This is a genomic window from Solibaculum intestinale, from assembly GCF_040096205.1.
Classification (GTDB): domain Bacteria; phylum Bacillota; class Clostridia; order Oscillospirales; family Acutalibacteraceae; genus Solibaculum_A; species Solibaculum_A intestinale.
The window spans coordinates 17,462-43,444 of record NZ_JBBMFD010000015.1 but is presented as its reverse complement, the minus strand read 5'-3'; the positions used below and the strand labels follow the sequence as shown (position 1 = coordinate 43,444).

General features: G+C 55.0%; 24 protein-coding genes and 1 tRNA gene. 21 read left to right on the top strand and 4 right to left on the bottom strand.

Annotated elements, in window-relative coordinates; all coding sequences use genetic code 11:
- Positions 1-14 precede the first annotated feature (14 nt).
- Positions 15-455 (bottom strand): FHA domain-containing protein, encoded by a 441-nt coding sequence (locus WMO26_RS09125; RefSeq protein ID WP_349219819.1) that lies wholly within the window; start codon positions 453-455, stop codon positions 15-17.
- A gap of 72 nt (positions 456-527) precedes the next feature.
- Positions 528-713, bottom strand: a complete 186-nt coding sequence (locus WMO26_RS09120) for a hypothetical protein (protein WP_349219818.1) — start codon at positions 711-713, stop codon at positions 528-530.
- Positions 714-916: 203 nt separating this feature from the next.
- Between WMO26_RS09120 and WMO26_RS09115 the strand changes: the two genes are divergently transcribed.
- From WMO26_RS09115 to WMO26_RS09080, 8 genes are all read left to right on the top strand, one after another.
- On the top strand, positions 917-1,477 hold the full coding sequence (locus WMO26_RS09115; RefSeq protein WP_349219817.1) for a nitroreductase family protein: 561 nt from the start codon (positions 917-919) through the stop codon (positions 1,475-1,477).
- A 220-nt stretch (positions 1,478-1,697) separates the two neighbouring features.
- A tRNA-Ala gene (locus WMO26_RS09110) sits at positions 1,698-1,773 on the top strand.
- Positions 1,774-2,053: 280 nt separating this feature from the next.
- Positions 2,054-2,350 carry an ArsR/SmtB family transcription factor gene (locus tag WMO26_RS09105; protein ID WP_349219815.1) on the top strand — a complete coding sequence of 99 codons (297 nt, stop codon included), beginning with the start codon at positions 2,054-2,056 and terminating at the stop codon, positions 2,348-2,350.
- Positions 2,341-3,345: a permease gene (locus WMO26_RS09100; protein ID WP_349219813.1), complete on the top strand. Its 1,005-nt coding sequence runs from the start codon at positions 2,341-2,343 to the stop codon at positions 3,343-3,345. Before WMO26_RS09105 ends, WMO26_RS09100 begins: the two co-directional genes overlap by 10 nt.
- Before the next feature lie 12 nt (positions 3,346-3,357).
- Positions 3,358-3,693: a thioredoxin family protein gene (locus tag WMO26_RS09095; protein ID WP_349219812.1), complete on the top strand. Its 336-nt coding sequence runs from the start codon at positions 3,358-3,360 to the stop codon at positions 3,691-3,693.
- Between the two features lie 778 nt (positions 3,694-4,471).
- Positions 4,472-4,975 carry a MerR family transcriptional regulator gene (locus WMO26_RS09090; RefSeq protein ID WP_349219810.1) on the top strand — a complete coding sequence of 168 codons (504 nt, stop codon included), beginning with the start codon at positions 4,472-4,474 and terminating at the stop codon, positions 4,973-4,975.
- 174 nt (positions 4,976-5,149) lie between these two features.
- Entirely contained in the window at positions 5,150-7,678 is a 2,529-nt protein-coding gene (locus WMO26_RS09085) for a diguanylate cyclase (RefSeq protein WP_349219809.1), read from the top strand.
- Positions 7,679-8,075: 397 nt separating this feature from the next.
- On the top strand, positions 8,076-8,606 hold the full coding sequence (locus WMO26_RS09080) for a CarD family transcriptional regulator (protein WP_349219807.1): 531 nt from the start codon (positions 8,076-8,078) through the stop codon (positions 8,604-8,606).
- Here the strand turns inward: WMO26_RS09080 and WMO26_RS09075 are convergent.
- The gene (locus tag WMO26_RS09075) at positions 8,603-9,031 is read right to left on the bottom strand and encodes a hypothetical protein (RefSeq protein WP_349219805.1); all 429 of its coding nucleotides are present in this window, start codon (positions 9,029-9,031) and stop codon (positions 8,603-8,605) included. The two genes, WMO26_RS09080 and WMO26_RS09075, sit on opposite strands and share 4 nt — an antisense overlap.
- Before the next feature lie 65 nt (positions 9,032-9,096).
- Between WMO26_RS09075 and WMO26_RS09070 the strand changes: the two genes are divergently transcribed.
- From WMO26_RS09070 to WMO26_RS09060, 3 genes are all read left to right on the top strand, one after another.
- On the top strand, positions 9,097-9,939 hold the full coding sequence (locus tag WMO26_RS09070; RefSeq protein ID WP_349219803.1) for a hypothetical protein: 843 nt from the start codon (positions 9,097-9,099) through the stop codon (positions 9,937-9,939).
- A 9-nt stretch (positions 9,940-9,948) separates the two neighbouring features.
- Positions 9,949-11,937, top strand: coding sequence for a metallophosphoesterase (locus WMO26_RS09065; RefSeq protein ID WP_349219802.1), 1,989 nt, complete (start codon positions 9,949-9,951; stop codon positions 11,935-11,937).
- 111 nt (positions 11,938-12,048) lie between these two features.
- The gene (locus WMO26_RS09060; protein WP_349219800.1) at positions 12,049-13,212 is read left to right on the top strand and encodes a YibE/F family protein; all 1,164 of its coding nucleotides are present in this window, start codon (positions 12,049-12,051) and stop codon (positions 13,210-13,212) included.
- Between the two features lie 220 nt (positions 13,213-13,432).
- Here the strand turns inward: WMO26_RS09060 and WMO26_RS09055 are convergent, their stop codons facing one another.
- Complete coding sequence (locus WMO26_RS09055) at positions 13,433-16,972, bottom strand: lipocalin-like domain-containing protein (RefSeq protein WP_349219798.1); 3,540 nt, start codon at positions 16,970-16,972, stop codon at positions 13,433-13,435.
- Positions 16,973-17,292: 320 nt separating this feature from the next.
- Here WMO26_RS09055 and WMO26_RS09050 point away from each other — a divergent pair, with 320 nt between their 5' ends.
- The 10 genes from WMO26_RS09050 (at position 17,293) to hypF (ending at position 25,978) form a co-directional block, all read left to right on the top strand.
- Positions 17,293-17,607, top strand: a complete 315-nt coding sequence (locus tag WMO26_RS09050) for a nitroreductase family protein (protein WP_349219796.1) — start codon at positions 17,293-17,295, stop codon at positions 17,605-17,607.
- A 77-nt stretch (positions 17,608-17,684) separates the two neighbouring features.
- Positions 17,685-17,900 (top strand): nitroreductase family protein, encoded by a 216-nt coding sequence (locus WMO26_RS09045; protein WP_349219794.1) that lies wholly within the window; start codon positions 17,685-17,687, stop codon positions 17,898-17,900.
- Between the two features lie 331 nt (positions 17,901-18,231).
- Positions 18,232-20,139 (top strand): NADH-quinone oxidoreductase subunit 5 family protein, encoded by a 1,908-nt coding sequence (locus WMO26_RS09040; protein ID WP_349219851.1) that lies wholly within the window; start codon positions 18,232-18,234, stop codon positions 20,137-20,139.
- 1 nt (position 20,140) lies between these two features.
- On the top strand, positions 20,141-21,013 hold the full coding sequence (locus WMO26_RS09035; protein WP_349219792.1) for a respiratory chain complex I subunit 1 family protein: 873 nt from the start codon (positions 20,141-20,143) through the stop codon (positions 21,011-21,013).
- A 13-nt stretch (positions 21,014-21,026) separates the two neighbouring features.
- Complete coding sequence (locus WMO26_RS09030) at positions 21,027-21,482, top strand: NADH-quinone oxidoreductase subunit B family protein (protein ID WP_349219790.1); 456 nt, start codon at positions 21,027-21,029, stop codon at positions 21,480-21,482.
- A gap of 1 nt (position 21,483) precedes the next feature.
- Positions 21,484-21,819 carry an NADH-quinone oxidoreductase subunit C gene (locus WMO26_RS09025; RefSeq protein WP_349219788.1) on the top strand — a complete coding sequence of 112 codons (336 nt, stop codon included), beginning with the start codon at positions 21,484-21,486 and terminating at the stop codon, positions 21,817-21,819.
- A 13-nt stretch (positions 21,820-21,832) separates the two neighbouring features.
- Positions 21,833-22,912: a hydrogenase large subunit gene (locus tag WMO26_RS09020; protein WP_349219786.1), complete on the top strand. Its 1,080-nt coding sequence runs from the start codon at positions 21,833-21,835 to the stop codon at positions 22,910-22,912.
- A 22-nt stretch (positions 22,913-22,934) separates the two neighbouring features.
- Positions 22,935-23,318, top strand: a complete 384-nt coding sequence (locus WMO26_RS09015; protein ID WP_349219784.1) for a 4Fe-4S dicluster domain-containing protein — start codon at positions 22,935-22,937, stop codon at positions 23,316-23,318.
- Positions 23,319-23,375: 57 nt separating this feature from the next.
- On the top strand, positions 23,376-23,717 hold the full coding sequence (locus WMO26_RS09010; protein WP_349219782.1) for a hydrogenase maturation nickel metallochaperone HypA/HybF: 342 nt from the start codon (positions 23,376-23,378) through the stop codon (positions 23,715-23,717).
- Positions 23,714-25,978: a carbamoyltransferase HypF gene (hypF, locus tag WMO26_RS09005; RefSeq protein ID WP_349219780.1), complete on the top strand. Its 2,265-nt coding sequence runs from the start codon at positions 23,714-23,716 to the stop codon at positions 25,976-25,978. Before WMO26_RS09010 ends, hypF begins: the two co-directional genes overlap by 4 nt.
- Positions 25,979-25,983 lie beyond the last annotated feature (5 nt).

Sequence of the window (25,983 nt, the reverse complement as noted above, 5' to 3'; positions counted from 1 at the left end):
GCGTCACATCCTCTCTAGTCCATAATCCGGTCGCTGAAGGCATAGGTCACTCCGCCCAGCGAAATCACGTCCCCGTTTTTTAACGGCGCGCTTTTTTTCACCCGCTCCCCGTTGACAAACACGCCGGTTTTCGAGTTGGTGTCGAAGATGAGCCAGCCGTTTTTCCGATGGCTGATCACCGCGTGGTTGCGGGAAATGGTGGGGAAATTCAGAATGATGTCCGAGTTGCGGGAACGGCCGATGGCCGTTTCCGGGTTTACAATCCGGGTTACATCCCGAGTCGCCGCGTTTACCAGCACGGCGATGGGCGTGTTTTCCGGAAGGTCCTGGCGCATGGAACGAAACCATACGATCGCGAACCCCAGAACCGGCAGAATCACCAGCCAGCGAAGCACCTCCGACAGAATCTGCGCAAGGGTTTGCAAAGCCGGGTAAGCGGCGAAGAATTCAGCCATTTGGGCAAGACTCCTTTTCCGTGCGGGAATCAGGGAAGGCTCCCGCCGGACCGCACGGGGAAAGGCGGGCGCTTATTTGGATTGCTCCGAAATGGTACAGCGCGCTTTGGCAATTGCAAGGGTGTTCAGGCTGTCTCCCACCACATTGAAAAATGACGCCAAAAGCCCGATTTCGGCGGAAGTCAGGCCTTCGGCCAGAGCAGAGGCGAAGGCTGCCGCCGCTAAATTTACAGAAAGCCCATCATAGAACTCCAGCATACCGATTCCTCCTTGGACATAAGAATACAGCCTATCCTATGTGGAAAAAGGAGAAAAGGTACTCATATTTCGATTATAGCATGCCCGGAGAACTCCCGCAACCGAAAGAAGGTTGACAATCGTCGGGAATACGTGTTATAAATAATTTTATGACAGGCAGGGAAAAAATAGGACATTCCGCCTGTAGCTGAGGAGGGTGTCACATGAAGTCCAGTGTTTTGCAAGCCATATTAGACCGCCGCAGCATCCGCGATTACCGTCCCGAGCAGATTACCGGCGAACAGCTTCAGGCGTTGATTTCAGCGGCTTTGGCGTCTCCTTCCGCCATGGACCGGCAGCCTTGGCATTTTACTGTAGTGCAAAACCCCGAAATTCTCGCGCAAATCAGCCGTGCTTCCATTGAGGAGCAGAAGAGAACCGCCGATGAAGAGACCCTCCAAAAGCTCAATCAGCCCGATGCGGATATCTATTTTCACGCGCCCACGGTGTTTTTCATTTCCTGTGAGCCGTCCGCTTCTTTCTGGAGCTATCTCGACTGCGGCATTGCCGCTGAGAACATTGCTCTGGCCGCTCAGGGAATAGGCCTTGGCAGCGTGATTTTAGGTTCGCCCAATGAGGCGTTCGTTGAGCCGCAGGCAGAAAAATTGCGCAAGCTACTTAAACTTCCACAGGGGCATGAAGTGGTTCTTTCGGTTGGAGTCGGTGTTCCGCAGGAAAATCCGCCTGCTCATGTGGTGAAGGAGGGCCGGTATCATATTTTATAAGGACGAGGTTTCTTTGAAAAACCATGCAGGCAGCAATAAAAGCGTGCAGAAAAAAACGGAAAATGGGTGTTGACAAAAGGTTTTGTTGCCGATATAATAGTTAGGCCGGCTGAGAAAAGCGTGCTGCGAGAAACGTTCATAGCCTTTTGCTTGGTTGACCTGTCCTACGATTTGCGTTCTAGGAAGTACAGCGGTGACAGCGGCAGACAGAAAAATATGTGGGGTCTTAGCTCAGATGGTAGAGCGCTGCGTTCGCATCGCAGAGGTCAGGGGTTCGACTCCCCTAGGCTCCACCAAATGAAACGACGGTATGAGAAATGAACATTTCTTTTGGAATGTCCATTTCTCATACCGTCATTTTTTTCGCTCAACCCTTTGATTTATCAGGGTTTGGGCGTTTTTTATGTTTACGGCTCAAAGCTTGCTGTTCAATGGACAAACATATAAAAATAAACACAAAAACCTGTAAAAAATAACTTCTGAACCCTTACTTCCAAATAACATATACAAGAACACATTGACAATCATCTATGCATATGCTATCGTATAGATAATGATCTATGTGAGGTGCTTGCCATGAATGAAATGGATATTGCTTTGATCTGCAAGGCTCTTGGAGATTCTAACAGGTTAAGGATTGTAAAAATGTTATCGGACGGTGAAAAATGCGGCTGCAAGCTGCTGGAGGCTTTTGAAATTACTCAGCCGACCCTTTCCCACCATATGAAAATCCTGTGTGAGTGTGGTTTGGTGGAAACCCGTAAGGAAGGAAAATGGTCGCACTACTCTCTGAACTGCGAAACACTGTCTGCATTTAAGGCGTTTATAGGCACACTAAGCTGCCGCAAAGGTGGTGACTGTGAATGCCGGTAGTTTGGGACTTTATTCAAAATCAGCTTCTCGGCATGAAATGGCTAAATGAATTGATTGGCATGGGCCTATCCGCTTTGGGACTGGATATTACTGGTAAAATCGGCGGCAGTGTTCAGTTTTTTCTCTACGATGTGATTAAAATTACAGTGTTGCTCTGCTTCCTGATTTTTTTCATCAGCTATATCCAAAGCTATTTCCCACCGGAGCGCAGCAAGAAGATTTTAGGCCGGTTTCATGGGATATGGGCGAATATCATTGCGGCCCTGCTGGGAACAGTGACTCCTTTTTGCTCCTGTTCCTCCATTCCGCTGTTTATCGGGTTCACTAGCGCGGGACTTCCTCTTGGCGTGACTTTTTCGTTTCTGATTTCATCTCCTATGGTCGATCTTGGAAGCCTGTTGCTGCTTTCCAGTATTTTCGGATGGAAGATCGCCGTCGCTTATGTGGCGGTAGGTTTGATGATTGCCGTCGCGGGCGGTACACTGATTGAAAAGCTGCACATGGAAGAGTATGTGGAATCCTTTATCAAAAGTGCAAGTGCAGTCGATGTCGAATCCCCGGCGTTGTCGCAGAAAGAACGGCTGGCTTACGCAAAGGATCAAGTGCTAAATACCTTCAAAAAGGTATTCCCGTATATCCTTGTTGGTGTCGGTATCGGTGCAGTCATCCACAACTGGATTCCCGAACACTGGATCGAAGCGGTTTTGGGGAGCAACAATCCTTTTGGCGTAATTCTGGCAACGATTATCGGTGTTCCCATGTATGCGGATATTTTCGGGACGATCCCCGTAGCCGAAGCACTGCTCTTCAAAGGAGCGCAGCTTGGCACAATTCTCAGCTTTATGATGGCGGTCACAACCCTATCCCTGCCGTCTATGATTATGCTGCGCAAAGCGGTGAAGCCGAAGCTGCTGGCACTATTTATCGGCATCTGCACAGCGGGGATTATCCTTGTCGGCTATTTGTTCAATGTATTTCACTATCTATTCATTTAGGAGGAGAACAAGATGAGTCTATTTAGCAAAAAGAATGAAGGATGCTGCCGCGGTGGAAACTGCAATGCACAAACCATGCAGGCAGCAGGGAAAAGCAAATCAGGCAGTGCAAGCGTGAAAATACTCGGCTCCGGCTGTGCCAAATGCAATCAGTTGGAGGCCAATACGCTGGAAGCTTTGAGAACACTCGGTATGAACACGGCAATCGACCATATCACCGACTTTACGCAAATCGCGGCATACGGGGTGATGACGACCCCTGCCCTTGTGGTGGACGGCGAGGTCATTTCCTTCGGCAAGGTGCTGAAAACCGATGAAGTGATAGCCATTCTGAAAAAGGTACGGTAATCCTATGGCGTGCAAAAATGTGAAGGAGTGTGTCTGTCCAAAACAGACCTGCCCGAATCATGGAAAATGCTGTGAGTGTGTCATCAAGCACCGCACCACTGACAGTCTACCATTTTGTCTGTTTCCCGATAATGACGGTGATAAATCGAACCATAATCATTTTAAAGTTTTGAAAAAACGGTTTGAGACTTGAGAATGAATGTACAGCTTAGTTTGATCCCCCTCTATGAAAAAAGCGAGAGAAGATGTATCCGCCAAATTTTATCAAATCATGCCTTTTAGACACAACAAACAAATCCGAATCTACCGCCAATTGGTGATGGGTTCGGATTTGTTGCTTTACAGATGGCAGCGAATGAGAGAGCTGAACAGGCAAGCGGTACCTACGGGGATCCCAATAAATGGATCGAGTAGATAACGCTACGGGCAAAACGCAAAAAAACAGCAATCGGCCCATTCTTAATTTTGAAGAGCAGAGTCCGCGGGCTCTGCTCTTTTTTTCTTTCCTTCTCTTTTGCCCATTTCGAAAGCAGGTGGCGCCGCTTATCGGCAACCATTGTCATCCAGGTAAGACAGAACCGCCTTGCGCGCTTTTGTCAGGCCGCCTGAATTCCATGGCCCGCATGCTTTGCATCACGGCAAAGCATGCGGGTAGTTCAATCAGAAAACGTCCTCGGATCGCTTCCTTGACACGGGTTTGCACCTGTGCTACATTCCCCTTAGACTTGAGAGTTGACTCTAAGCTAAGGGGAATAAAACATTTTTGGAGGTGTTTTGTATGTACTATACCGTGGGTGAAATTGCAAAAGAGATCGGCCTGTCTCCTCATACGCTGCGCTTTTATTCCAAGGAAGGGCTTTTGCCCTTTGTGGAGCGCAGCGAAAGCGGAGTGCGCATGTTTAAGGAAAGCGATTTTGAGTGGCTGTTTTTAATCGAGTGTCTGAAGAAAACGGGAATGCCCATCAAGGATATCAAAGCATTCATTGATTTGGGAATGCAGGGGGATCACACCATCGGACAGCGGCTGGAGCTGTTTCGCAAGCAAAAGGAACGGGTAGAGGAACAGATCGCCGAACTGCAGGCGCAGCTGGATGTGATCAAATACAAATGCTGGTACTATGAGACGGCGGAAAACGCGGGGACCTGTGCGGTGCACGACACTCTGGCAGAGGAGGAAATTCCGCAGGAAATCCGTTACATCCGGGAAAAAAGCAAGCGGATGCACCGGCTCGACGGCACGCATGCGGTTAAGCCGTCTGGCGTGAAGACCCAGAGTGCGTGAACTTGACACGCTGACGGGCATCGCAGCCTTACGTCTTGAACCGGGCTGCAGGAGGCATCTTGCACGGGTTGCGGTTGCTATTTGGACAAAGCGCCGCTATAATAAGGAGAAAAGAGCAGAGAGTGTGGCAATTTTGGGGTAAGCAGGAAGCCGCACTGTGCAAGGAGGAGCCATGTGAGGCAGCAACGACGATCCAAAATCCAGGCCGTGTGCTTGTTGCTCGTCCTGCTTTTGCAGCTGTGGGGAGGACTTTTTCCTGTTATGGCGTCACCCGAGGAAAGCAGGACCATCCGGGTCGCCTACCCGATCCAGAAGAACATTACCGATGTGGACGAAAATGGAAAATACTTTGGATATACCTACGAATATTTGGAGGAAATTGCTCAATATACCGGATGGAATTATGAATTTGTGCAAATCCCAGGCAGCGTGGACGAACAACTGTCCACGCTGATGAAGATGGTCCAGGGCGGGGAAGTGGACCTAATGGGGGCCATGCTTTACAGTGAAGATTTGGGAAAGCAGTTCGATTATTCCGGGTATAGCTACGGCACATCGGAAACGGTGCTGCAGGTGTTAAACGAAGGCGGTCATAACATTATCGTTGACTCCCAGAAGGAACAGACCCTGCGGGTGGCGGTTTATTCCACCTCCGGGAGAATGGTGCGGGAATTATATGAATACTGTGAGATGAACCTGATTACGCCGGAGCTTATTGAGTGCGGCAGCAATGAGGAAATGATCCGCGCGCTTGAGGAGGGCCGGGCGGACGTTTTGCTCAATACCAGCATGAATTACCTGGAAAACGTGCGTCCGGTGATCCGGTTCGCACCCAAGCCCTTTTATTTTGTCACCTCCAAAAACAGCGATTCCGATCTGATCGCCGAGCTTAACGAAGCCATCGTCAGCGTCACCGAGGCCGATCCTTATTTTCAGACCACCCTTAATGAAAAGTATTTCGCACCAGCAAGCCGGACGTTTGTGCTGTCGGACAAGGAAGAGGCTTATATCGAACAGGCGGGTGTTTTGCGGGTAGGAGTGATGTCCAGCCAGCCTCCTTTTCAGTACAAGGATGAAAAAACCGGTGCGCTCAAAGGAATCGGCGTGGACCTTTTGCGGGATATTTCGAAAACCACCGGCCTGCAATTTGCAATGGTGGAGGCATCCTCCTGGGAGGAACTCTATACTAAGGCCAAAAACGGCCAGGTGGATTTGATCGCAGGGATGCCTTATGATTATACCACTGCCCGAGAGCGGGATCTGGCCATGTCCAGGCCCTATCTTTCCAGCCCCTATACCCTCCTGATGCATGAAGAGATGAGCGAAGACAGCATCCAGGGAAAGCGGCTGGCTTTGTCCAGAACCAGCACCTACGACGGTTATTTTGTCGGGACAGCGGTGCCCTATGACTCAGTGGACGCATGCATCCGCGCGGTGAACCGCCGGGAAGCGGACTATACTTATGTGGATACCTACACGGCGCAGTATTATCTCAACCTGCCCAGCTTTGAGGAACTCAAAATGGTCCCCCAGACCTATACCTCTTATCGTATTTGCTTCGGCGTGGTAAAGCAGAGGGATCATATTCTGCTGGGCTTGCTTAACAAATCCGTTTTGTCCATGGATTCGGACGATCTGCAGTCGGTAATCTATCAGAACATTGTGCACAAGGTTGATTTTTCCGTCGAGTATTTTATCCAGAAGAATCCCATTCCGGTTTTGGCGGCGGCAGGATGCGTGTTTTTGCTGGTCGTAGCGCTGCTTGTCGTTATTTTATTACAGCGGATCCGGGCCGGCAAGGCGATTTCGCTGGAACTGCAAAAGCATGTCCGCCTTTACTCCATTACCAACGATTCATTCTTTGAATATGATTTTAAAAAGAAGCGGTTGATTCTCAAAGACGCAAATGGAGTAAACGGAAATGGAGGAGAAATCGTACGTTACGACTTAAGCCGTTTTCTAGGGAAGGACAGCCCGGAAGGGAAAAGTCAGCGGCTTTTTCTGGAGATTTTGGATTCTGCCCAGAACCATGTACAGGAGATATATGTCTATTGCAGGGATGGAAAGTGGCACTGGATCCGCGTCACGGTGGAGACCATTTGCGACAGTGCGGGTGTTCCGGTCTATGCCATCGGAAAGATCAGCGTCATTGACGAGGAGAAGAGCGAGAAGGAAAGTCTTCGCGAACAGGCTCAGCGCGACAGTATGACCCATCTGTACAACAGTGAAACCAGCAAACGGCTGATTGAGGAGCATCTCCCAAAGCTCCAGCCGGGTGAAGTGGGGGCGCTGCTTCTTCTGGACGTGGATCTGTTTAAGTCCATCAACGACACCTATGGACACATGTGCGGGGACGAAACCTTAAAAGCGGTGGCAAGGCTGCTGGAAAGCAGCTTTCGGGACGGGGATGTGATCGGCCGTCCGGGCGGCGATGAGTTCCTCGTTTATCTGCCCCGCATTCAGGATATACCGGCGCTGACGAAGAAATGCGCCGGCCTGTGTGAGACAGTGCACCAAATCCGGCTGGATGCGGCGCGGGTGGTCACCATCAGCGTGGGGGTAGCCCTGTCATACCCGGGAATGGACTATGAGGAGCTGTACCGCCAGGCGGACCGGGCCCTTTATTCGGCCAAGGAGGGCGGGCGGGACCGGTTTGAGATTGCGCCTGCGGATCAAATGCATCGGCAGAGCGGGAATTCCTAGCCGGACGCCGCAACGCGCACAGGGCACGGACACATTTTGCCGGGTCGGCTTTATTTCTCTCTTACATTTTGATCCTGTTTTGTGGTAAAATAAAGATACAACGTGCGGTTTTGGCAAACGTAAGTCCAGTTGTCAAAACCGCACGTTTTTTCTTTTCACCGGTTTTCGGCTGCAAATGGGAGAAACGGCGCAGAACAGAGGAGATTCGGTAACGGCGCCCAGGCGCGGCCCGAACGCAACAGAGAACCGCTCTTCCCAAGGCAAAACCAGTGAGGAACGGGCTAGGGAACGTCTTTCTTCCTTAAAGAAGGAAGAACAGGAGCGTACTGCGCGCAGGGATTACGGCGGACGCCGTCCCTGGGCTTGAGCAGAATCGACGGATCGGAGGCAGGAATCGTTGTACCAGGTTGGAGAATTGATTTTATATGGAAGCACTGGCGTTTGTAAGGTGACGGACGTTAAGCCGCTGGAGATCGAAGGAGAGGAGCGGCTTTATTATGTGTTAAAGCCTCTCTATCAGGAATGCACCATCTCCACGCCGGCGGAGAACGGCAAGGTCTTTATGCGGCCGGTCCTCACCAGGGAGGAGGCCGAGCAGTTGATCGAACGGATTCCGTCTATACGGGCAGAGGTGTTTGAGACCTATGTGCTGCGCGAGCTGGTGGAACACTACGAGGCGTCGCTGAAAACCCATGACTGCGCGGATTTGATTGCGCTGACCATGTCCCTGTATGCCAAGAAGCAGGGGATGGAGCGGCAAAAGAAAAAGTTCGGGGCTCTGGACGAGCGGTTTATGAAACGGGCGGAGGAACTGCTGTTTGGAGAGCTTTCGGTTTCCTTGGGGATTCCTAAGGAGGAGGTGCCCCGTTACATCGAAGCGCGCGTGGGTATGGCCGCCGGAGAGAAAAGCGGAGCGCACGCGTCCTAATAGCAAAAGGAATGGGTTATAGAAAGATGAAGAAAAAGGCAGAGCCTGCGAAGGAATTCCCTTCGCAGGCTCTGCCTTTTTGGTGATAAGGAGTTTGGATGAAAAGCAGCCAAAAGAGAAATCGGCAAATCAGTCGTCGGGATAATCGCCGACCGGAGAAGGCTATATTGCATGTTCAGTTTGAGAATCACCGAACCGTCCGGCTGTGCAGTTTCCTCAAGAATGCGGTATTTCGTTTTGCTGCGCTCCAGGTCTTCTTTGAGCTGAAAATGAAGCGTCTTTTCCAGGCGCAAACACAAATTTCGCTTCTGACGAAAGTTTGGCGATTGTGCGCAGAAGACGCATGTAAAAAATGTGCGCCTTGAGCAGGAGAGAAGGCCGAAAAAATGAGAGTTTATCCGGATTTTACCTGGTTTTTTATCCACTGCCCGTCTTTCCTTTACGTTAACCGGATACACTTGAGTCTGTCAAAAGGGAGGGAATAAATCAGATGAAAAAATGCATCGCCGTCCTGCTTTGCGGGATGCTTGTGCTGTGTCTACCGTTTCAGGCGTTTGCCGCTTCGGTGACCGCGCCCGACCGGGTTTCCCTAAGCGCGGGGCAGACCCAGGTTCAGATCAACCTGACGGTGGACAACGGCGACTCCTATGCCGGAGCGGAATTCGGCCTGCAATGCGCCGACGGCGTTAAGGTGGAATCGGTCCGCTTTGAAAACGCCTCCGGTTCGGTTACTGCGCCCACCGAGGCGCGCGGGATTACCTGGTTCAGCTTTTTCTCCGGCAGCAATGCCTTTGAAGGTCCGGTGAATGCCGTCGTCACCCTGTCCTGCTCCGGGGAGACGGACAGCGCCGTCGCCCTGCAATACGTAAGCGTCTACCAACTTAGCGGCGGCGGGGTGGACGAAACGCTCCTAACGCCCCAAAAGCAGATACTTCTAGACCGGGAGGGGGACGAAACACCGGTGCCTCCGCTGACCCCACCCGACGGCGCGAAACCGGGTTCCTCGTCGGAGCCGTCCTCTGGCTCCGGGCAGATGCCGCCTTCGGAAAGCCTGGGCAGCGGAAATTTGTCCAGCTCCTCCGCCCCGTCCCAGAGCGGGACCTCTTCGGATCCGGCCGGTTCTGTTTCGTCCAATCCGCCGGTTTCCAACCCGGACGAGGACAGCTCTCAGCTTTCCTCTAGTCCTTCTCAGGGTGATGCCACCCCAAACCCCTCCACCAGCGGCGTGAATATGGGTCTGCTCATTGGCCTGCTTGCAAGCGTTACGCTGAATGTGGTTTTGGTGTGTGTGATCATACAGTCGAAAAAATCGGCGAGTAAGAAAGAGAGGTAGTTTTTCCAGATGAAGATGAAAAGCATGAAGAAAGCCATCAGCCTGGCGGCTGCGTCCGTCCTGCTGATGGGCGCGTTCACCACGTCTATGGCCTACGCGGCGCCTGCCGCCAGCGAGCCTGTGCCGATTGTGGCCGCGGCTGCCGAAGGCGCTACCGACAAAACGCCCCGTCAGCTCAACGTCCATATGGGCGACGATCCCTCCACTCAGGTAAACGTTACCTACACCACCGCCGTGGAATGCCCCTCGGTCATCACGGTGCAAAAGCAGGGGGACACCGCCACCCAAAGCTTTGTGGGCGAGTCTGCCTTCGGACAGGCAAACAAGTGCTTCCATAAGATTGTGGTTTCCGGCCTGGAACCCGACACCACCTATACCTACACGGTGGGCGAAGGCGCCGATACCTACGAGGGTAAGTTCAAGACCGCTCCCGCCAAGGGCAGCACTGACAGCTTTAAGTTCGCTTATCTGGCGGACACCCAAGTCGCCAGAGAGAGCGATGCGAAGGCCCTGGGCGCTACCCTTGCCGAGGTAAACAAGATCCCGGATCTGGATTTCGTTTACTTAGCCGGCGACATCACCGACACCGCCACCAGCGAGAGCCAGTGGGAAATGCTCTTTAACAACTCCGGCGCGTTCCCCAACGGCGGCCAGGACATGTTCGCCAACAACACCATCGCGGCGGTCCGCGGCAATCATGACAACAATACCCTCAACAGTCACATCAACGCTCCCGCTGAAGCGGGTCAGGTGGCTTACACCTTCGATTACGGACCCGCCAAGTTCATCATGCTCAACCTGGAAGAGGCTAAGAACAATGCCGACGCCAGAGCTCAGCAGGAAGTGATGCTGCGCGAGGCGGTGGCCGAGGCCAAGGCGGCGGGCCAGTGGACCATCGTGGGCTTCCATAAGTCTCTTTACACCGGCGCTTCCCACATCACCGACTCCGACGTCATGGCGGCCAGAAAGTTCTGGTGCCCGATTTTCGCCCAGCTGGATGTGGATATGGTTCTCCAGGGCCACGACCATGTGTATTCCCGCGGCTTCGTCACCGAGGACGGCCAGAAAGCCGACCGGGTGGTCAATGCTGCCGGTGAGACCCAGAAGCCTGCAAACGCGCCGCTCTACATGGTCGGCGGACATGCCGGCGGCCTGAAATGGTATTCCCAGAAGAATTATACCGTCTCCGATGGCGACCCGCTCCTTCCCAACTACGCCTTCCTGGACGTGAACTCCACCGACACCGGCAGCGACGTGAAGAAGGAACAGGTCATTGTGGAGATGGAAGTCTCCCAGGATTCCTTCACCCTCAACACCTACATGTTCAAGTATGACCCCAACACCGATACCATCACCACCGAGAAATACCTCTACGACACCCTGACCGTGACCCGTGACGTGCAGGTGGCCTCCATCGAAGGCTCCGATCTGGGCGTCGTGGAAAAGGGCGATACCGTTTCCTACACCGTTTCTATGGAGAACCTCAAGGATGTGAACGCCTACCAGGCTGAAATCAGCTACGACGAGAACGTGCTCGAACTGGTCTCTGCCCAGAGCAATCTGGAAAACACCCTTTTCTCCAACACCACCGATGAAAACGGCAAGGCCGGTATCGTCATCGGTACCAGCGATACCGTGACCAACGAAGGCAAAACCAACGTGGCCACCTTCACCTTCAAGCTCAAGGAAACCGCTCCCGTGGGCGACACCACCGTCACCCTGGTGAAGGCCCAGAGTGCCCAGAAGATTACAAACGAGGACGGCAGCTTTGACGCCGTCGACGTTACTCCCAACATGGGTGAGGATACGGTGGTCACTGAAATCTACTCCTACCGCGCCGCTTCCGACATCAATGGCGACGGAAAAGTAACTCTGGCGGATTTCTCCATTGCTCTGTCCTACTACCAGTCCACCACCGAGACCCGCTGCGACATTGACCGCGACGGTGTGGTTGACACCAAGGATTATATCCTGATTCAGAGCTATCTCGCCGCGTAACCCCCTTACGCGATTCTTCCTTACACATCCCCTCGCCAAGGACCAGGGCGGCCCTCCCGCCGCCCTGGTCCCACCTGGTTGCAACAAATAAAAAGACAGGATGTCCGCCTTATGAAAAATCCCAAGAAAAAGATCGGCACGGCTGCCTGGATTGTGTTCCTCGCCGGCTTTTTTGCGTTTCTCTACGTTTTCAATACCACCCTTGATTATCAGAAGCCCGGCGACTACCAGGACGGCATTGTTTACGAAAAGGCCCGGGTCATTGAGGTGGAGAAAGAGGACATGGGCCCCGACCCGGATTATGATTTTATCCAGATCGGAAAGCAATGGCTCAAGCTGGAGATCCTCACCGGCGAGTTTTCCGGACGCAGCACCACCGCCATCAACTACGTCCAGCGCGTCAATAATAAGCCCGCCAGTGTAGGCACCGAGCTTGTCATCTCCAGCTTTGACGGGTTTGTGACCACCAGCGTCGTCAACTACAGCCGGGAAAACTACCTCTATGTCCTGCTGGCCCTGTTTTTAGCGGTGGTGCTCCTTTTTGGAAGAAAGAAAGGACTCAAATCCATCGCGTCCCTGGCCTTTACCATTCTCTGCGTCCTCTTTTTGTTCCTTCCTATGATCATCAAAGGCGTGGAGCCCATTCTAGCCGCCGTGGTTGTGGTGGTGTTGTCTACCGCCGTAACCCTTCTTTCCCTCAACGGTTTTTGTAAAAAGACCGTCATCGCCGCCGTCAGCTGCAGCGTATGCACTATGTTCGCCGGCGTCATCGCCTACGCCACGGGCGTCCTTTCCCATATCTCCACCTTAAACGAATCGGAAGCGGAGCTTTTGCTGTTCATCTCCGATTCCACCGCTCTGCGGGTCAAAGACCTGCTTTTTGCGGGCATTCTGATCGCCGCTCTTGGCGCGGTGATGGACACGGCCATGTCCATCGCGTCCTCTCTGACGGAGATGAAGAGCATCGACCCAACCCTGACCCAGAAGCAGCTGTGGCGTTCGGGGATGAACGTGGGCAAGGACATTATGGGCACCATGACCAACACCCTCATTCTGGCCTTTACCGGCAGCAGCTTGAATATCCTGCTGGTTTACTATATGTATTCGCTGCCTTACATTGCGCTGATCAACCTGGATCTGCTGGTGGTGGAAGTGATCCGCGGCCTTTCCGGCAGCATCGCGGTAATCCTGGCGATCCCGGTGACCACGCTGATCGCTTCCCGGGCGCTGCACGGCGGCAAGGAAGAGCGGAGAAAAATACCTGCGGCGAAATGAGACGGGAAAGCCGCTGCAGGAAAAAAGAAAACTCGGTATTAAGATGACGTCCAAAACGGGAGGCGTCACGTTGACCGGCCGGACCGGAGGACACCGACATACGGCCTTTCACCGGGTAAAGGCGAAGGAACGCAGGTTGGTCTGCGATACAGGGAAAACAAAAGTAGAGAGGGCGGGGATATTCCCGCCCTCTCTTTTGGTTGGATTAAGGAAAGAGCAATCAGCTTAACCGGGTAATCTCAATGGAATTGAGCCGGCCGGTGATCGCGTCTGCCCCTAGGGAAGCGTCGCCCCAAATGGTGACCGTCAGCAGCTGGTCGGTAACCTCAACCGTGTAGGTGTTGGGCCCGCCGTAGTTGTCTGACGCAACCCCTTCCGGCGTCACCTGGGTATGTATGTCGTCTGCATGATCCTGGAAATAAAAGTTGGTGGTATTGACGGCGTCCTTGGCACCAGTGTACATGAACACCCGATAGGTGCCGTTTGGCAGGTCCATCTGGAAGGTGTATTTCTCGCCGCCCTTTGCATACACAAAGTCACAGATTTTTGCGCCGCCGGTGGGGGTGACTCCCGCCTGAACCGGCCCTTTAAAACCGTATCCCTGCAAAAGCCCTACCTTTTTGTATAGGGTCTGGTCGGTCATTTGGGTAAAGCCGCCCCAGACGGCGGAGGTTTCGGTACCGAAGTCGATCTGCCAATCGGTCTGCCAGGCGATGTCCGGGTCGATCATGGCATTTGCCTGGTCGGCGGTCAGGGCGGGCGCATAGACGGCCACGTCATCGAGAAGGGCCGCGCCAAAACCGCCACCTGCTTTTACGCAGAGATGGTTAAGCCTGCCGTCTCCAAAGACAAAAGAAAGATCCGCTTTCGCAGAGGAAACCAGTTTGCCGTTGAGATACACGTCCATGCCGGTGCGCCCCACGCTGTAGGTGACGCAGGCCCATTCGCCCGCAGGCAGCGCCTGAGAAGCCTCCCCGGTGCGTATGGTTTGGCCGTTTGCCTGCACGGTTGCCCGCAGATCCGAGCCGATGACCGTGGAGAATCCTTCTCCCTCCGCTTCAAAGAGGGAGGAGGAGCCGTCGGTTTTAACCCAGAAGCATAGTGAGAAACCCTCGGTCAGGCCGGAAAGAGTGTCGCCGGGCAAAGTAAGAGCTCCTGCGCCGGAAGTGGAGAGCACCAGGCCTTTGTCCGAATCGGTTACCACCGTTCCGTCGCCGGTGAGCAGCCCCGCGCCCAAAAGGGAGCCGGTGTTTTTGGTAAAGGTCCCGTCGGTGTTGGAGAAGGAGAACTGGTAAAGAGGCTTGCCGTCAAAAGCCTGCACGCCGCTTTGGGCGGCTTCCACGGTTACGTCAAAGGTACGCACAGCCACCGCCCCGTTTTTCATCACGTAGGCCGTTAAAGTGACGGGCCGGTCCTCCGTCTGGCGATGCACCACGCCGCTGGCAGTCAAAACGGAATCATCGCTGGTGGTCCAGAAAATGCGGGTGTCATAATCGCCGGCAGTGCGCAGCGCCAGGTCGGCGTGCACGCTTGGCGCAAGGGACAGGGCATTCGCTGCGCTTTCAGCCGCGGCCAGGTCCCGGTCGCTTTGCGTAAGCCGGCTGCCCCAGATGGTTTCGTTGTTTGACCCGATGGCCGAGAAGGTCATCACCTGGCGCTTGAGGCCGGATTCGTCCTGCTGCTTGAAGAAAACGCCGTTATAGGTCACGCCGTTGATGGCGGCGCTCATATAATAAGTGCCGTCGGTCATGCTCCAGCGTCCTTCCAGGTCGCCGGTGATGGAACCGTTTTCGTTGAGGCGAATGAGGAAGGTATCGAGCATACCGGAGCTCGAAAGAGTGCCGTGGTTGACAAACTCATAGTATCCCACAATTTCGTCTCTGGCGTAGCCGGTTTCGGAGATGACGTCGCCGGCGTTTTCATATACCGCCATCACCGGCCAGCCCTCTTCATTGCGGAACAGCTGGTGGATGCGGTCCTGGTGGTTGCTTCCCCGTTCGAAGCGCTGGTGATAGATGTTGTACATCTGCCCGTTTCCGTCGGTATAGATGGAGTTGTGTCCGCCGTGCTTGTAGCCTTGGCTCATTCCAGAGAACTTGTAGTTGCCCATTACTTTGACGCCATAGTCGGAGGGTGTTACCGCATCGTCTGCAAAAGCAGCGTTTTGCCCCTTGGCGTCCAGATAGGGGCCGGTGACGTTCTTGGAGCGGAAGAGCCGCTGGTTGTATCCTTCCGTGATCTGTCCGTAGGTCACATAGAGGTAATAATAGCCGCTCTCCTGGTCGTACTCGATGTACGCGCCTTCGCCGCCCTTATAGAAGCCGCCGGCGATGCGGATGCCGAAATAACGGTCGATGTCGTTGCCGCCTTCGGTTTTGCCGTCCTTTCCGGGGTACTTGGCCGCGCCGGTGGCGGGGTCGAGCTCAATGAGCATGGCGCCGCCGTAGACCATCCACAGCCGCCCGTCCTCATCGAAGAAAACCGCCGGGTCGATGGGCATGGCGTGGTCGACAATGTTGTAGCTGCCGTCTTCGTTGAACCAGCTGTCCCGAAGCCCTTCGATGGTACCGTTTTCGATCAGCTCAGGCAGGTTGGTTCGGGTCCAGATGGTGTCTGCCGTAGTTCCTTCTTCGTCCGGCCCGCCGGTGAGAGTGAAGCCGGAGTAAAGGATGGTATCCCCGTACTGATAGGGGCCGGTGATGCTTTGGGACACCGCATAGCCGATGGCGCCCCGCTTGTGATTGGAACAGACGGGGTAATAAATCATGTAAGCGCCCTTGCTGCCGTCTGCGTTTTCGTACCGGGGATTGTAAATCACATCGGGCGCCCACAGGGCCATCCCGTTGCCGGCGTTGGTGCTTCCGTCCTTATATCCGGCCCAAGCGAAAGAACCGGCCAAATTGGAGGCTATGTCCTCGCCGTAAAGCTGGCAGCGCACCGTGCTCCAATTGATCAGGTCGGAGGACTTGGCGACTCCCTGATTGGAGCCGAAGATGTAGTATTCCCCGGTGTCCTTGTCCTGGACGATGGAGGGGTCGTGTACAGAAGAGCGGCTTTTTGCCGGTGCCGCTTCGTATTGCGGCTCCTGGTCCACGCCGAGTTGGACGGAAACGGCAGCCTCCGTGTCCTGCCAGACCCTGGAGGCGTCCGCAATTTTAACCGAGAAGCTGCGGCTTCCCCGGGTACTGAGGCTTGTCATCAGCAGCCAGGTGCGGGTGCCGTCCCCATTGTCTGAGAAGACCCGGGTGGAAACCATGCCGCTGCCCGATTCATTGAATAACGCCACATATTCCACCGCATCGTTGGTGATCACCGTCACCGGGAAGGGTTGGTTGACCGAGCCTGTTTGCGGCCCTTCGGCGCGAAGCAGGGCAGGCGCCGAGTGGGGCGGCTCATAGTGCTCCACCAGAGAAAAGGAGACGGTAACCCCGGTATCCGCCCCGTCGGCCATCACCTTGAGCGTCCGTACACCTTTGGTGGCCAGTGACAGGGAAATGGTCCAGGTGCGGGTACCATCCGAGTTGTCTTTACAAGTTTGTTCTGAAACCAGGCCCATGCCGGATTCGTTTGCCAGGTAACATTTTTCTACCGTGCCCGAGGTGACCACCGTTGCCACAGCCGGTGTGTCCAACCCATAAGCCGGCTGGCTCATGGAGGCGGTGATCACCGGTCCGGCAGCTCCCGCCGGAACTCCGGGAAACAATAAACAGGATGTCATTGCTGCCGCAAGAAGAATGCCGAGTGTTTTCTTTCCTTTCATTTTTCTTTCTCCTTTTCAATTGTACAACTGAAATTTGTGCTCGTAATAGAGAATAAAAACACACCCCTTTCATAATTAATTTTAGATGATTTGCTTTAATTCAAGCGTAACATATGTATGTACAATACGAAAGCAAAAAAATATAGCTGTTTGTACTGCTTTTTTGCATCGGTGAATTTTTATCGTGTTTTTCTTCCCTTTTCCCGTAGGAAAAGCAGAAAGCGGGCCTGCAGGCGGCAAAAGGGAGAAGCGGCGCCGGCGCTGGAAGGATGTTTTCCGGGGAAATTGCGTTTGCTACCAAAAGCAAGGGAGGCGTCAAGATGATCCAGGAATTCTTACAAGCGATTCGAAACCGCCGGAGCGTTTATACCATCTCGGATAAGACCAGCGTTCCCAACGAACGCATTGTGGAACTGGTGAAGGAAGCGGTGCTGCATACCCCGTCCTCCTTTCATATGCAAAGCGGCCGGGCAGCGGCCCTGTTCGGCGGGCACCACAGGACGCTGGGGGAGATTGTGCTGGAAGTGTTAAAGGAGCGGGTGGCGCTCAAGCAGTTTCCCGCGACCCGGAAAAAGTTCGAGCCCTTCGCCGCTGGGTATGGGACGGTTCTTTTTTCAACGACGACGGGGTGGTAAAAGAATTTGCGCAAACGTATCCCTCGTATTAGGAGAACTTCGGGAACTTCCCGGTTTGGACCCAGCAGTCGGCCGGAATGTTTCAGGTTTTCGTCTGGATCATGCTGGAGGCGGAAGGGTTTGGCGCGTCGCTGCAGCATGATAACCCGCTCATCGACGAGCGGGTAAAGGCACGCTTTGGCATCCCGGAAAGCCGGACGCTGCTTGCGCAGATGCCTTTTGGCATGCTTCCGGCAGAACCGGCAAAGAAGTCTTTCGCGCCTGCCGAGCCGCGTGTGAAGATGTTTGCGTAATCGAAAAAGGTACGCCCGGCAGGGGATAGACTTTTCTGCCGGGCGTACCTTCTTGTACATGTGCATACGGATGGCTGTAAAAAGAAGGAAACGGGGAGGTTCGAAGGCGAGGGGTTATTGACTTATTCAGCCGAGTGAAGTAATATAAGAGCAGAAAAAAACAAAATTCGTCTGATTTAAACAAAAAAACAGACTACGTTTCACCGGTTTTGCTCTCTTCACAGGGCGGACCGTTTGATATGCCTGTAAGGGACCCTGCCGGTTTTGCGGCAGGGGTTTCGTTTTGTTTTGCCGGTACGGACTTTGGAAGAAGGAGGGATTCGTTTTGCCAATGATTGCGTTTTTGATCGTTTTCCCCTTTTTGGCGGCGCTTGCGCTTGCGTTCATGAAGCGGCATGGGAAAGGGCGGAAATATTTTATTTTTGCCTGCTGCATCGCCATAGTGGCCGGAGTGGTCTGGTTTGCTGGTGACGCGCTCCTCGGGAGCGGTGATCTGTCGCTGCTGCCGGAGGCTAAAACCGTCGACATGGGAATCTTGGCGGCGGAAATCGGCCTGATGGGCCTGATCGTATTTTATGGGTTCAAATTTCGGAAGTACTATGTGGCGCTTTTGTCGGTAGCGCAGACGGGGCTGATTGCATGGCTGGAGCTTACCGGAAAAAATGAGATTGCGGGCAATCGTATTTTTTCCGACAAGCTTACGGTGATTATGGTGCTGATCGTGGGCGTGGTCGGCTGCCTCATTTGTGTCTACGCGGTGGGGTATATGAAGGATTACCACGAAAGGCACAAGGAATATAAGGATCGGCGGGCCTTTTTCTTCGCTATGCTCTTTGTGTTCTTAGGGGCCATGTTCGGCCTGATCTTCTCGAGCAGCTTAACCTGGATGTATTTCTTTTGGGAAATTACCAGCCTTTGCTCCTTTCTGCTCATCGGGTATAACAGGACGCCGGAAGCGGTGCGCAATTCTTTTAAGGCTTTGTGGATGAATCTGTTGGGCGGCCTCGGATTCGCCGTGGCCATCGTGTACGCGGCACTGGTACTGCATGTGAACACCTTACAGGATCTGGTGGCCATGGGCAACGGCACCACCGTCGCTATCATTCCGGTGATTCTGCTTGCCTTTGCAGGGCTTACCAAAAGCGCCCAGCTTCCCTTCAGCGGCTGGCTCTTAGGCGCCATGGTGGCGCCCACCCCCACTTCTGCACTGCTTCATTCGGCCACCATGGTCAAGGCGGGAGTCTACCTGCTCATCCGCCTGGCCCCGGCCATGTGCGGCAACTTGGCGGGCACCATGGTCACCACCATCGGCGGCTTTACCTTCCTGGCCACCTCCATGCTTGCCATCTCCCAGAGCGACGGCAAGAAGGTGCTGGCCTATTCCACGGTATCCAACTTAGGGCTGATCGCCGCCTGCGCGGGGATTGGAATGCACGAGGCGGTCTGGGCGGGCGTTTTGCTGATGATGTTCCACGCCGTGTCCAAGTCGCTGATGTTTTTGTCGGTGGGCGCGGTGGAAAACAGCATCGGCAGCCGCAACATTGAGGACATGCACGGCCTGATCGTCAAGCTGCCGGAAATGGCGTTTGTCATGATCGTGGGAATCGCGGGCATGTTCCTAGCCCCCTTCGGGATGCTCATTTCCAAATGGGCAGCGCTGAAAGCGTTTGTGGACTCTAAGAGCATTCTTTTGGTGGTGTTTTTGATCTTCGGCTCCGCCACCACGCTCTTTTACTGGACCAAGTGGCTCGGAAAGCTGGTGGCCATGATCCATAACTCGGAGCGCCTTCCCAACACCGTAAAGGGAAGCGAATGGTTTTCGCTGATATCCCAGGCCTTTCTGATGATCGGCCTGTGCATCTCCTTCCCCTTTGTTTCCACTTATTTAGTGGAGCCTTTCCTGGCGGACATGTTCCACGAAACCCTGCCGGCCATCATCAGCTCAGGCAATCTCTTTATCATGCTCATTATGCTGTGCGCCATTGTGATTCTGCCCATTGCGGTGCGGTTTCTCACCTTCGGCAAAAAGCGGAAAATCGTCATGTCCTACATGGGCGGGGCCAATGCCGGCAACGACCGGGCCTTTGTGGATTCCTACGGAAAAGAAAAGCCCATGTACCTGGCCAACTGGTATATGGAGGAATACTTCGGGGAAAAGAAGCTTCTAAAGCCTTCTCTGATTTTGTCCACAGCCGCTCTTCTGGTGCTGATGACCATTGCGATCGGAGGTGCCGTCTAAGATGGAACTAATCTGGCGTATTCTTTGGGTGGCGGGCTATGTGCTGCTTGCCCCCTTGCTGGGCGGATTGCTGGCGGGCTTTGACCGGAAGATTTCCGCCCGGATGCAGGGGCGCAGGGGCCCGTCCGTCTGGCAGCCCTTCTACGATCTCTTTAAGCTCTTTCAAAAGCAGTCGGTGGTGGTCAACAACGTCCAGGATTTCCTGGTTTACGGCTTTCTGCTGTTCATTGTCTTTACCGGCGGGCTTTTCTTCTTCGGCGGGGATATCCTGCTGGTCTTCTTCGCCTTGACGCTGGCAGGCATCTTTTTCATCATGTCCGCCTGCTCGGCGAACTCTCCCTACAGCTCCATGGGCGCCCAGCGGGAATTGATGCAGATGATGGCCTACGAGCCCATGGTGCTGCTGGCGGCCATCGGGTTTTACATCTCTACCGGTAGCTTTTCGGTCATGGACATCATCGCGGCCAAAGAGTCGGCCATCGCCTACCTGCCGGGGATTTTCATCGGCTTTTTGTTTATCCTCACCATCAAATTCCGCAAGTCCCCCTATGACCTGAGCACCACCCACCATGCCCATCAGGAGATGGTCAAGGGCTTGACCACCGAGCTTTCCGGCAATATCCTAGCCTGTGTAGAGCTGTCTCATTGGTATGAAAACGTGTTCTTGCTGGGGGTAGTGGGTCTCTTTATCGTCAATTCCACGTGGTGGAGCTGGATTGTGGCAGTGGCTGTGATCCTCGTTTCCTATTTTCTCGAAATCCTCATTGACAACGTGTTTCCCCGGGTCAAGTGGCAGAACATGCTCAAAACCACCTGGGTGGTCACCTTAGTGGCTGGCGTGATCAATCTGTTGATTCTAACCATGATTAAGTAAAGGGGGAGAGCGCATGAACGTATCCAAATCCCCGTGGCTGCTCCATTACGACGGCTCCAGCTGCAACGGCTGCGACATCGAGGTGCTCGCCTGCCTGACGCCGGTGTACGACGTGGAGCGGTTCGGCGTCATCAATACCGGCAACCCCAAGCACGCGGATATCTTTTTGATCACCGGCGGTATCAACCACCAGAACGCCCAGGTGGTCCGGCAGATTTATAATCAAATGCCAAATCCCAAGGTAGTGGTGGCGGTGGGCATCTGCGCCTGCAACGGCGGCATCTTTAAGGAATGCTATAACATCCAGGGCGGGGTGGATACCGTGCTGCCGGTGGACATTTATGTTCCCGGCTGCGCCGCCCGCCCGGAGGCTATTATGGACGGGGTGGTCAAGGCGGTGGCCCTGTTGGACCAGAAACGAAAGACGGCGGCCGAGCAGCCGGCGCCGGACCCAAAGGAGGCAGGCTAACATGATCGACGGCGAAATCCTCACCATCGGCCCGGGGGACCTGGTTCCCCACGTGCTGCAGATTAAGCACGACGGCTACCGGCTCATCCAGATCTGCGCCACGACCACAAAGGAAGGGTACGAGTTGACCTATTCTTTCGGTAGAGGCTATGAGATGGCGCACCTGCGTCTTATTGTCGGTCCGCATGCGCAAATTATGAGCATCAGTAATATTTATGAGCCTGCGTTTCTCTATGAAAACGAAATTACCGACCTGTTTGGAGTTCCTATTCAGTTGATTTCACCCGACTACAAGGGCAAGCTGTATCGCATCGAGCAGCAAACGCCCTTCCAATAAGGAGGCGTTGAACGTGGCGACGCGAAGTGTAGTGCCCTTCGGTCCCCAGCATCCGGTGCTGCCCGAGCCCATCCATCTGGATCTGGTGCTGGAGGACGAAAAGGTGGTGGAGGCCGTTCCCTCCATCGGCTTTGTCCACCGGGGCCTGGAAAAGTTGGTGGAAAAGAAGGATTTTCACGAATATGTGTACGTGGCCGAGCGCATCTGCGGCATTTGCAGCTTCATGCACGGCATGGGCTACTGCGAGGCGGTGGAGCGGATTATGAAGGTGGAGGTTCCCCAGAGGGCCCATTACCTGCGCACCATTTGGTGCGAAATGTCCCGTATCCACAGCCATCTTTTGTGGCTGGGGCTTTTAGCGGACGCGTTCGGATTTGAAAGCCTGTTTATGCAGAGCTGGCGGCTGAGAGAAAAGATTCTCGATATGTTTGAGGTGTCCACCGGTGGCCGGGTCATCTTCTCGGTCAACAAGATCGGCGGCGTCCGTAAGGACATGGACGCGGACATGCTCAAAAGCTTTGTGGCGTTGTTTGACGACATGGAGAAGGAGCTGCATATCCTTTCAAAGACGTTTTTGAACGACTACGCGGTCAACAGCCGTTTGCAGGGAGTCGGTTTTTTAACCAAGCAGCAGGCCCATGATTTCGGTGCGGTCGGGCCCTTTATGCGGGCCTCCGGGATTGACCGGGACACCCGTAAGCTGGGCTACGCCGCTTACCCGGACCTGGACTTTGCACCCATTACCAGCGACGTGGGCGACTGCTACGCCCGCACCCAGGTGCGTATCAAAGAAATCTTCCAGAGCTTTGACCTCATCCGCCAGGCGGCGGCGAAAATCCCCGACGGGGAGATCGCCGTACCGGTGAAGGGGTTCCCGGACGGGGAGCATTTCATGCGGGTGGAGCAGCCCAGAGGGGAGGCCGTCTATTACGTCAAGGCAAACGGCACCAAGTTTTTAGACCGGGTGCGGGTGCGCACCCCTACCTTTGCAAACCTGCCGGCCATGCTCGAAACCCTCAAGGGCTGCCAGCTGGCGGACGTGCCGATTTTGATTCTGACCATCGACCCGTGCATCAGCTGCACCGAGCGGTAACCACAGGAAAGGGGAGATTGGGATGAACATGATGAATTTTACCCGGGTGGCGCTGAAAAACCTGTTTTCCAAACCCGTCACCCGGCCTTACCCGGCCCAGCCCAGAGACTATCCCGCGCGTACCCGGGGCCAGGTGGCCATCGACATGGACGCCTGTATCCTGTGCGGTATGTGTATGCGCAAGTGCCCGGCGGGAGCCATTCAGGTGGACCGGGCGGCGCGGACCTGGAGCATCGAGCGCTTCGGCTGCATCCAGTGCAACAGCTGCGTGGAAAGCTGCCCGAAGAAGTGCCTGCATATGGAGCAAAGCTACCCACAGCCGGACGCGCACAAACGGGTGGATACGGTGGAAAAGCCACCCGAACCGCCCAAGGAACCGCCGGCAACCGCTGCAAAATCGGAATAATAGGAATACATATTGTAATGTTTTATCAGATTGCTACGAATAGGAGGCGCAAAATCCATGCACGATTATCATAAGGCCGTGGATATGGTAAACTACGGCGTGGCCCAGGCAAGCAAGCAGGGCAAGCGCAAGGTCACGAAGATCACCCTGGTGATGGGGGACAGCTGCGGCTATTCGGAAGAGAGCATCCGCATGTACTTTGACGAAGTGTCCGCGGGTACTGTTTGCGAAGGCGCCCAAATCTGCGTCGAACATGTGAAGGCGAAGCTCAAGTGCCCCCAGTGCGGCAAGCTTTTCGAGCGCAAACCCATGCACTTAGCCTGCCCGGACTGCGGCGTGGAAGGGGAGCCTACCGATGTGGGCACCCAGATCGAGATCAAGAGCGCCGAGCTGCTATGACCTGGACGGTGACCGTGCGGGGCGTGGTGCAGGGGGTGGGATTTCGCCCCTTTGTGGCCCGCCAGGCGTCCGCCCTTTCCTTGACGGGAACGGTGCGCAATAACGGCGGGGTGGTCACCATCGTCGCCAACGGTTCGAAAGAGGCGATGGATGCATTGGTCCACCGCCTCTCTTGCGTTGCGCCGCCGGGCGCGGTGGTAGCCGACGTGCAGGTTTCGCCTGCAGAGGAGGGGGCGTTCGACGGGTTTTCCATCGTTTCAAGCGAGGACGGTGACCGGGCCGTTCCGGTGCTGCCCCCAGACCTACCGGTGTGTGACGATTGCCTGCGGGAGCTTGGAGACCCCCAAAACCGCCGCTACCGGTATCCTCTCATCAGCTGTGTCTCCTGCGGGCCCCGGTACAGCATTTTAAAGGACATTCCCTATGACCGGGAAACCACCGCCATGGATGCTTTCGATATGTGCCCGGCCTGTGAGGCCGAGTATCAGGGGAACGGCAGGCGGCGGCACGCCCAGACCATTTCCTGCCCGGACTGCGGCCCACAGGTGACGTTTACCTGGACGGATGGTCCAAAGCGCCGAACTATACATAGGGACGAAGCTGTGAAGCAGGCAGTCCAGGTTTTGAAGGCGGGCGGGGTAATTGCCGTGAAGGGAATGGCGGGGTACCAGCTGTGCTGCTCGCCCTATGACGAAGAAGCGGTTCGCCGCCTGCGAAAGGCGAAGAGCCGGGAAGGAAAACCCTTTGCGGTCCTTTACCCGGACATGACCGCAATCCGGGCTCATTGCCCAGTCAGCCCCGCGGAGGAAGAACTTCTTGGTTCCCCGGCTCGTCCCATCGTGCTGCTTCGGAAGGGGAAGGACCCTTTCTGCCGGGCGGTGGCGGGGGAAAGCCGGGAGCTGGGCGCCTTTTTGCCCTGCACGCCCTTGCAGAAGCTTCTTCTGGACGAATGCGGCCCCTTGGTGGCCACCAGCGCCAATGAAAGCGGGCGGCCCATGGTGTTTGAGGACGGGAACGCCCTCTCCATGCTGGACAGACCGGTGGACGGGGTCCTATCCCACGACCGGGAGATTCTCACCCCTCTCGACGACTCGGTTGCCCGGGTAATTGGGAAAAAGGTGCAGCTCATCCGAAGGGCGAGAGGATACGTTCCGCTGCCGGTGACGCTGCCGGTGAAAACAAAAGCGGACCTGCTGACCATGGGCGGAGATCTAAAGAGCTGCTTCGGCCTTTTGCACGAAGACTCCCTCTATCTCAGCCAGCACCTGGGGGACTTAGACGACGAGAGAACCCAGACCTTGTTTGAGCATACCCTTGCGCGGATGGAACGGATTTTTCGCATTCATCCAAGCGCCGTTGTCTGCGACCTACATCCCGGCTACCAGTCCGCCCGCCTGGCGCAGGCGCTGGCTCAAAAACAGGGTATCCCCCTTCTTAAGGTACAGCATCACCATGCGCATGCGGCGTCGGTGATGGCCGAGCATGGACTTAGCCGCTGCATCGGCGTTGCCTTTGACGGCACCGGCTACGGAATGGACGGGACCGTGTGGGGCGGGGAGTTTCTGCTTTGCGAGGAGGAGCGGATGACGCGTATGGCGCACCTGTCCTACCTGCCCATCTGCGGCGGGGACCAGGCGGCGAAGGACGCGTCTTTGACCAGCCTCTGCTACCATCTGGCGGCAGGAGAGGAATGCGAGGATGAAAGGTTTCCTCTGGTGCGCCGGGCGGTTGAGGCGAAGATAAACGTGGCCGCGTATTCGAGCATGGGCCGTCTGTTTGACGGGATCAGCGCCCGGCTGGGGCTGGGCAAGCGAAACCGGTACGAAGGAGAATGCGCGCAGGCCCTGGAAAACGCGGCAACGGCTGCGAAAGAAGCGGGCGTTGCCCCCATGTCCCTTTCCTTCCCGCTTTCCAAACGAAATGGAATCCTCCAGATCGGGCAGGCGGAGCTATTTTCACAGCTTGGACGGTATTCTGACGAAGGGGCAAACCCGGGCGCCCTGGCGCTGGGATTTCACGAAGCGGCGGCGCAGATGGTGGCAAACGTCTGCCGCCAGATCCGGGCCGAGACGGGAGAAAACAAGGTGGCCTTGTGCGGCGGGGTGTTTTTCAACCGGCTGCTGCTGACTGAGTGCCTTGACCGGCTGCAAGCGGACGGATTTTCGGTCTATCGCAATGAAAAAACACCGGTGAACGACGGCTCGCTGGCTTTGGGCCAGGCGTACCTAGGTATATGGATGCAAAAGAAAGGCGGAGGATGAAAAGC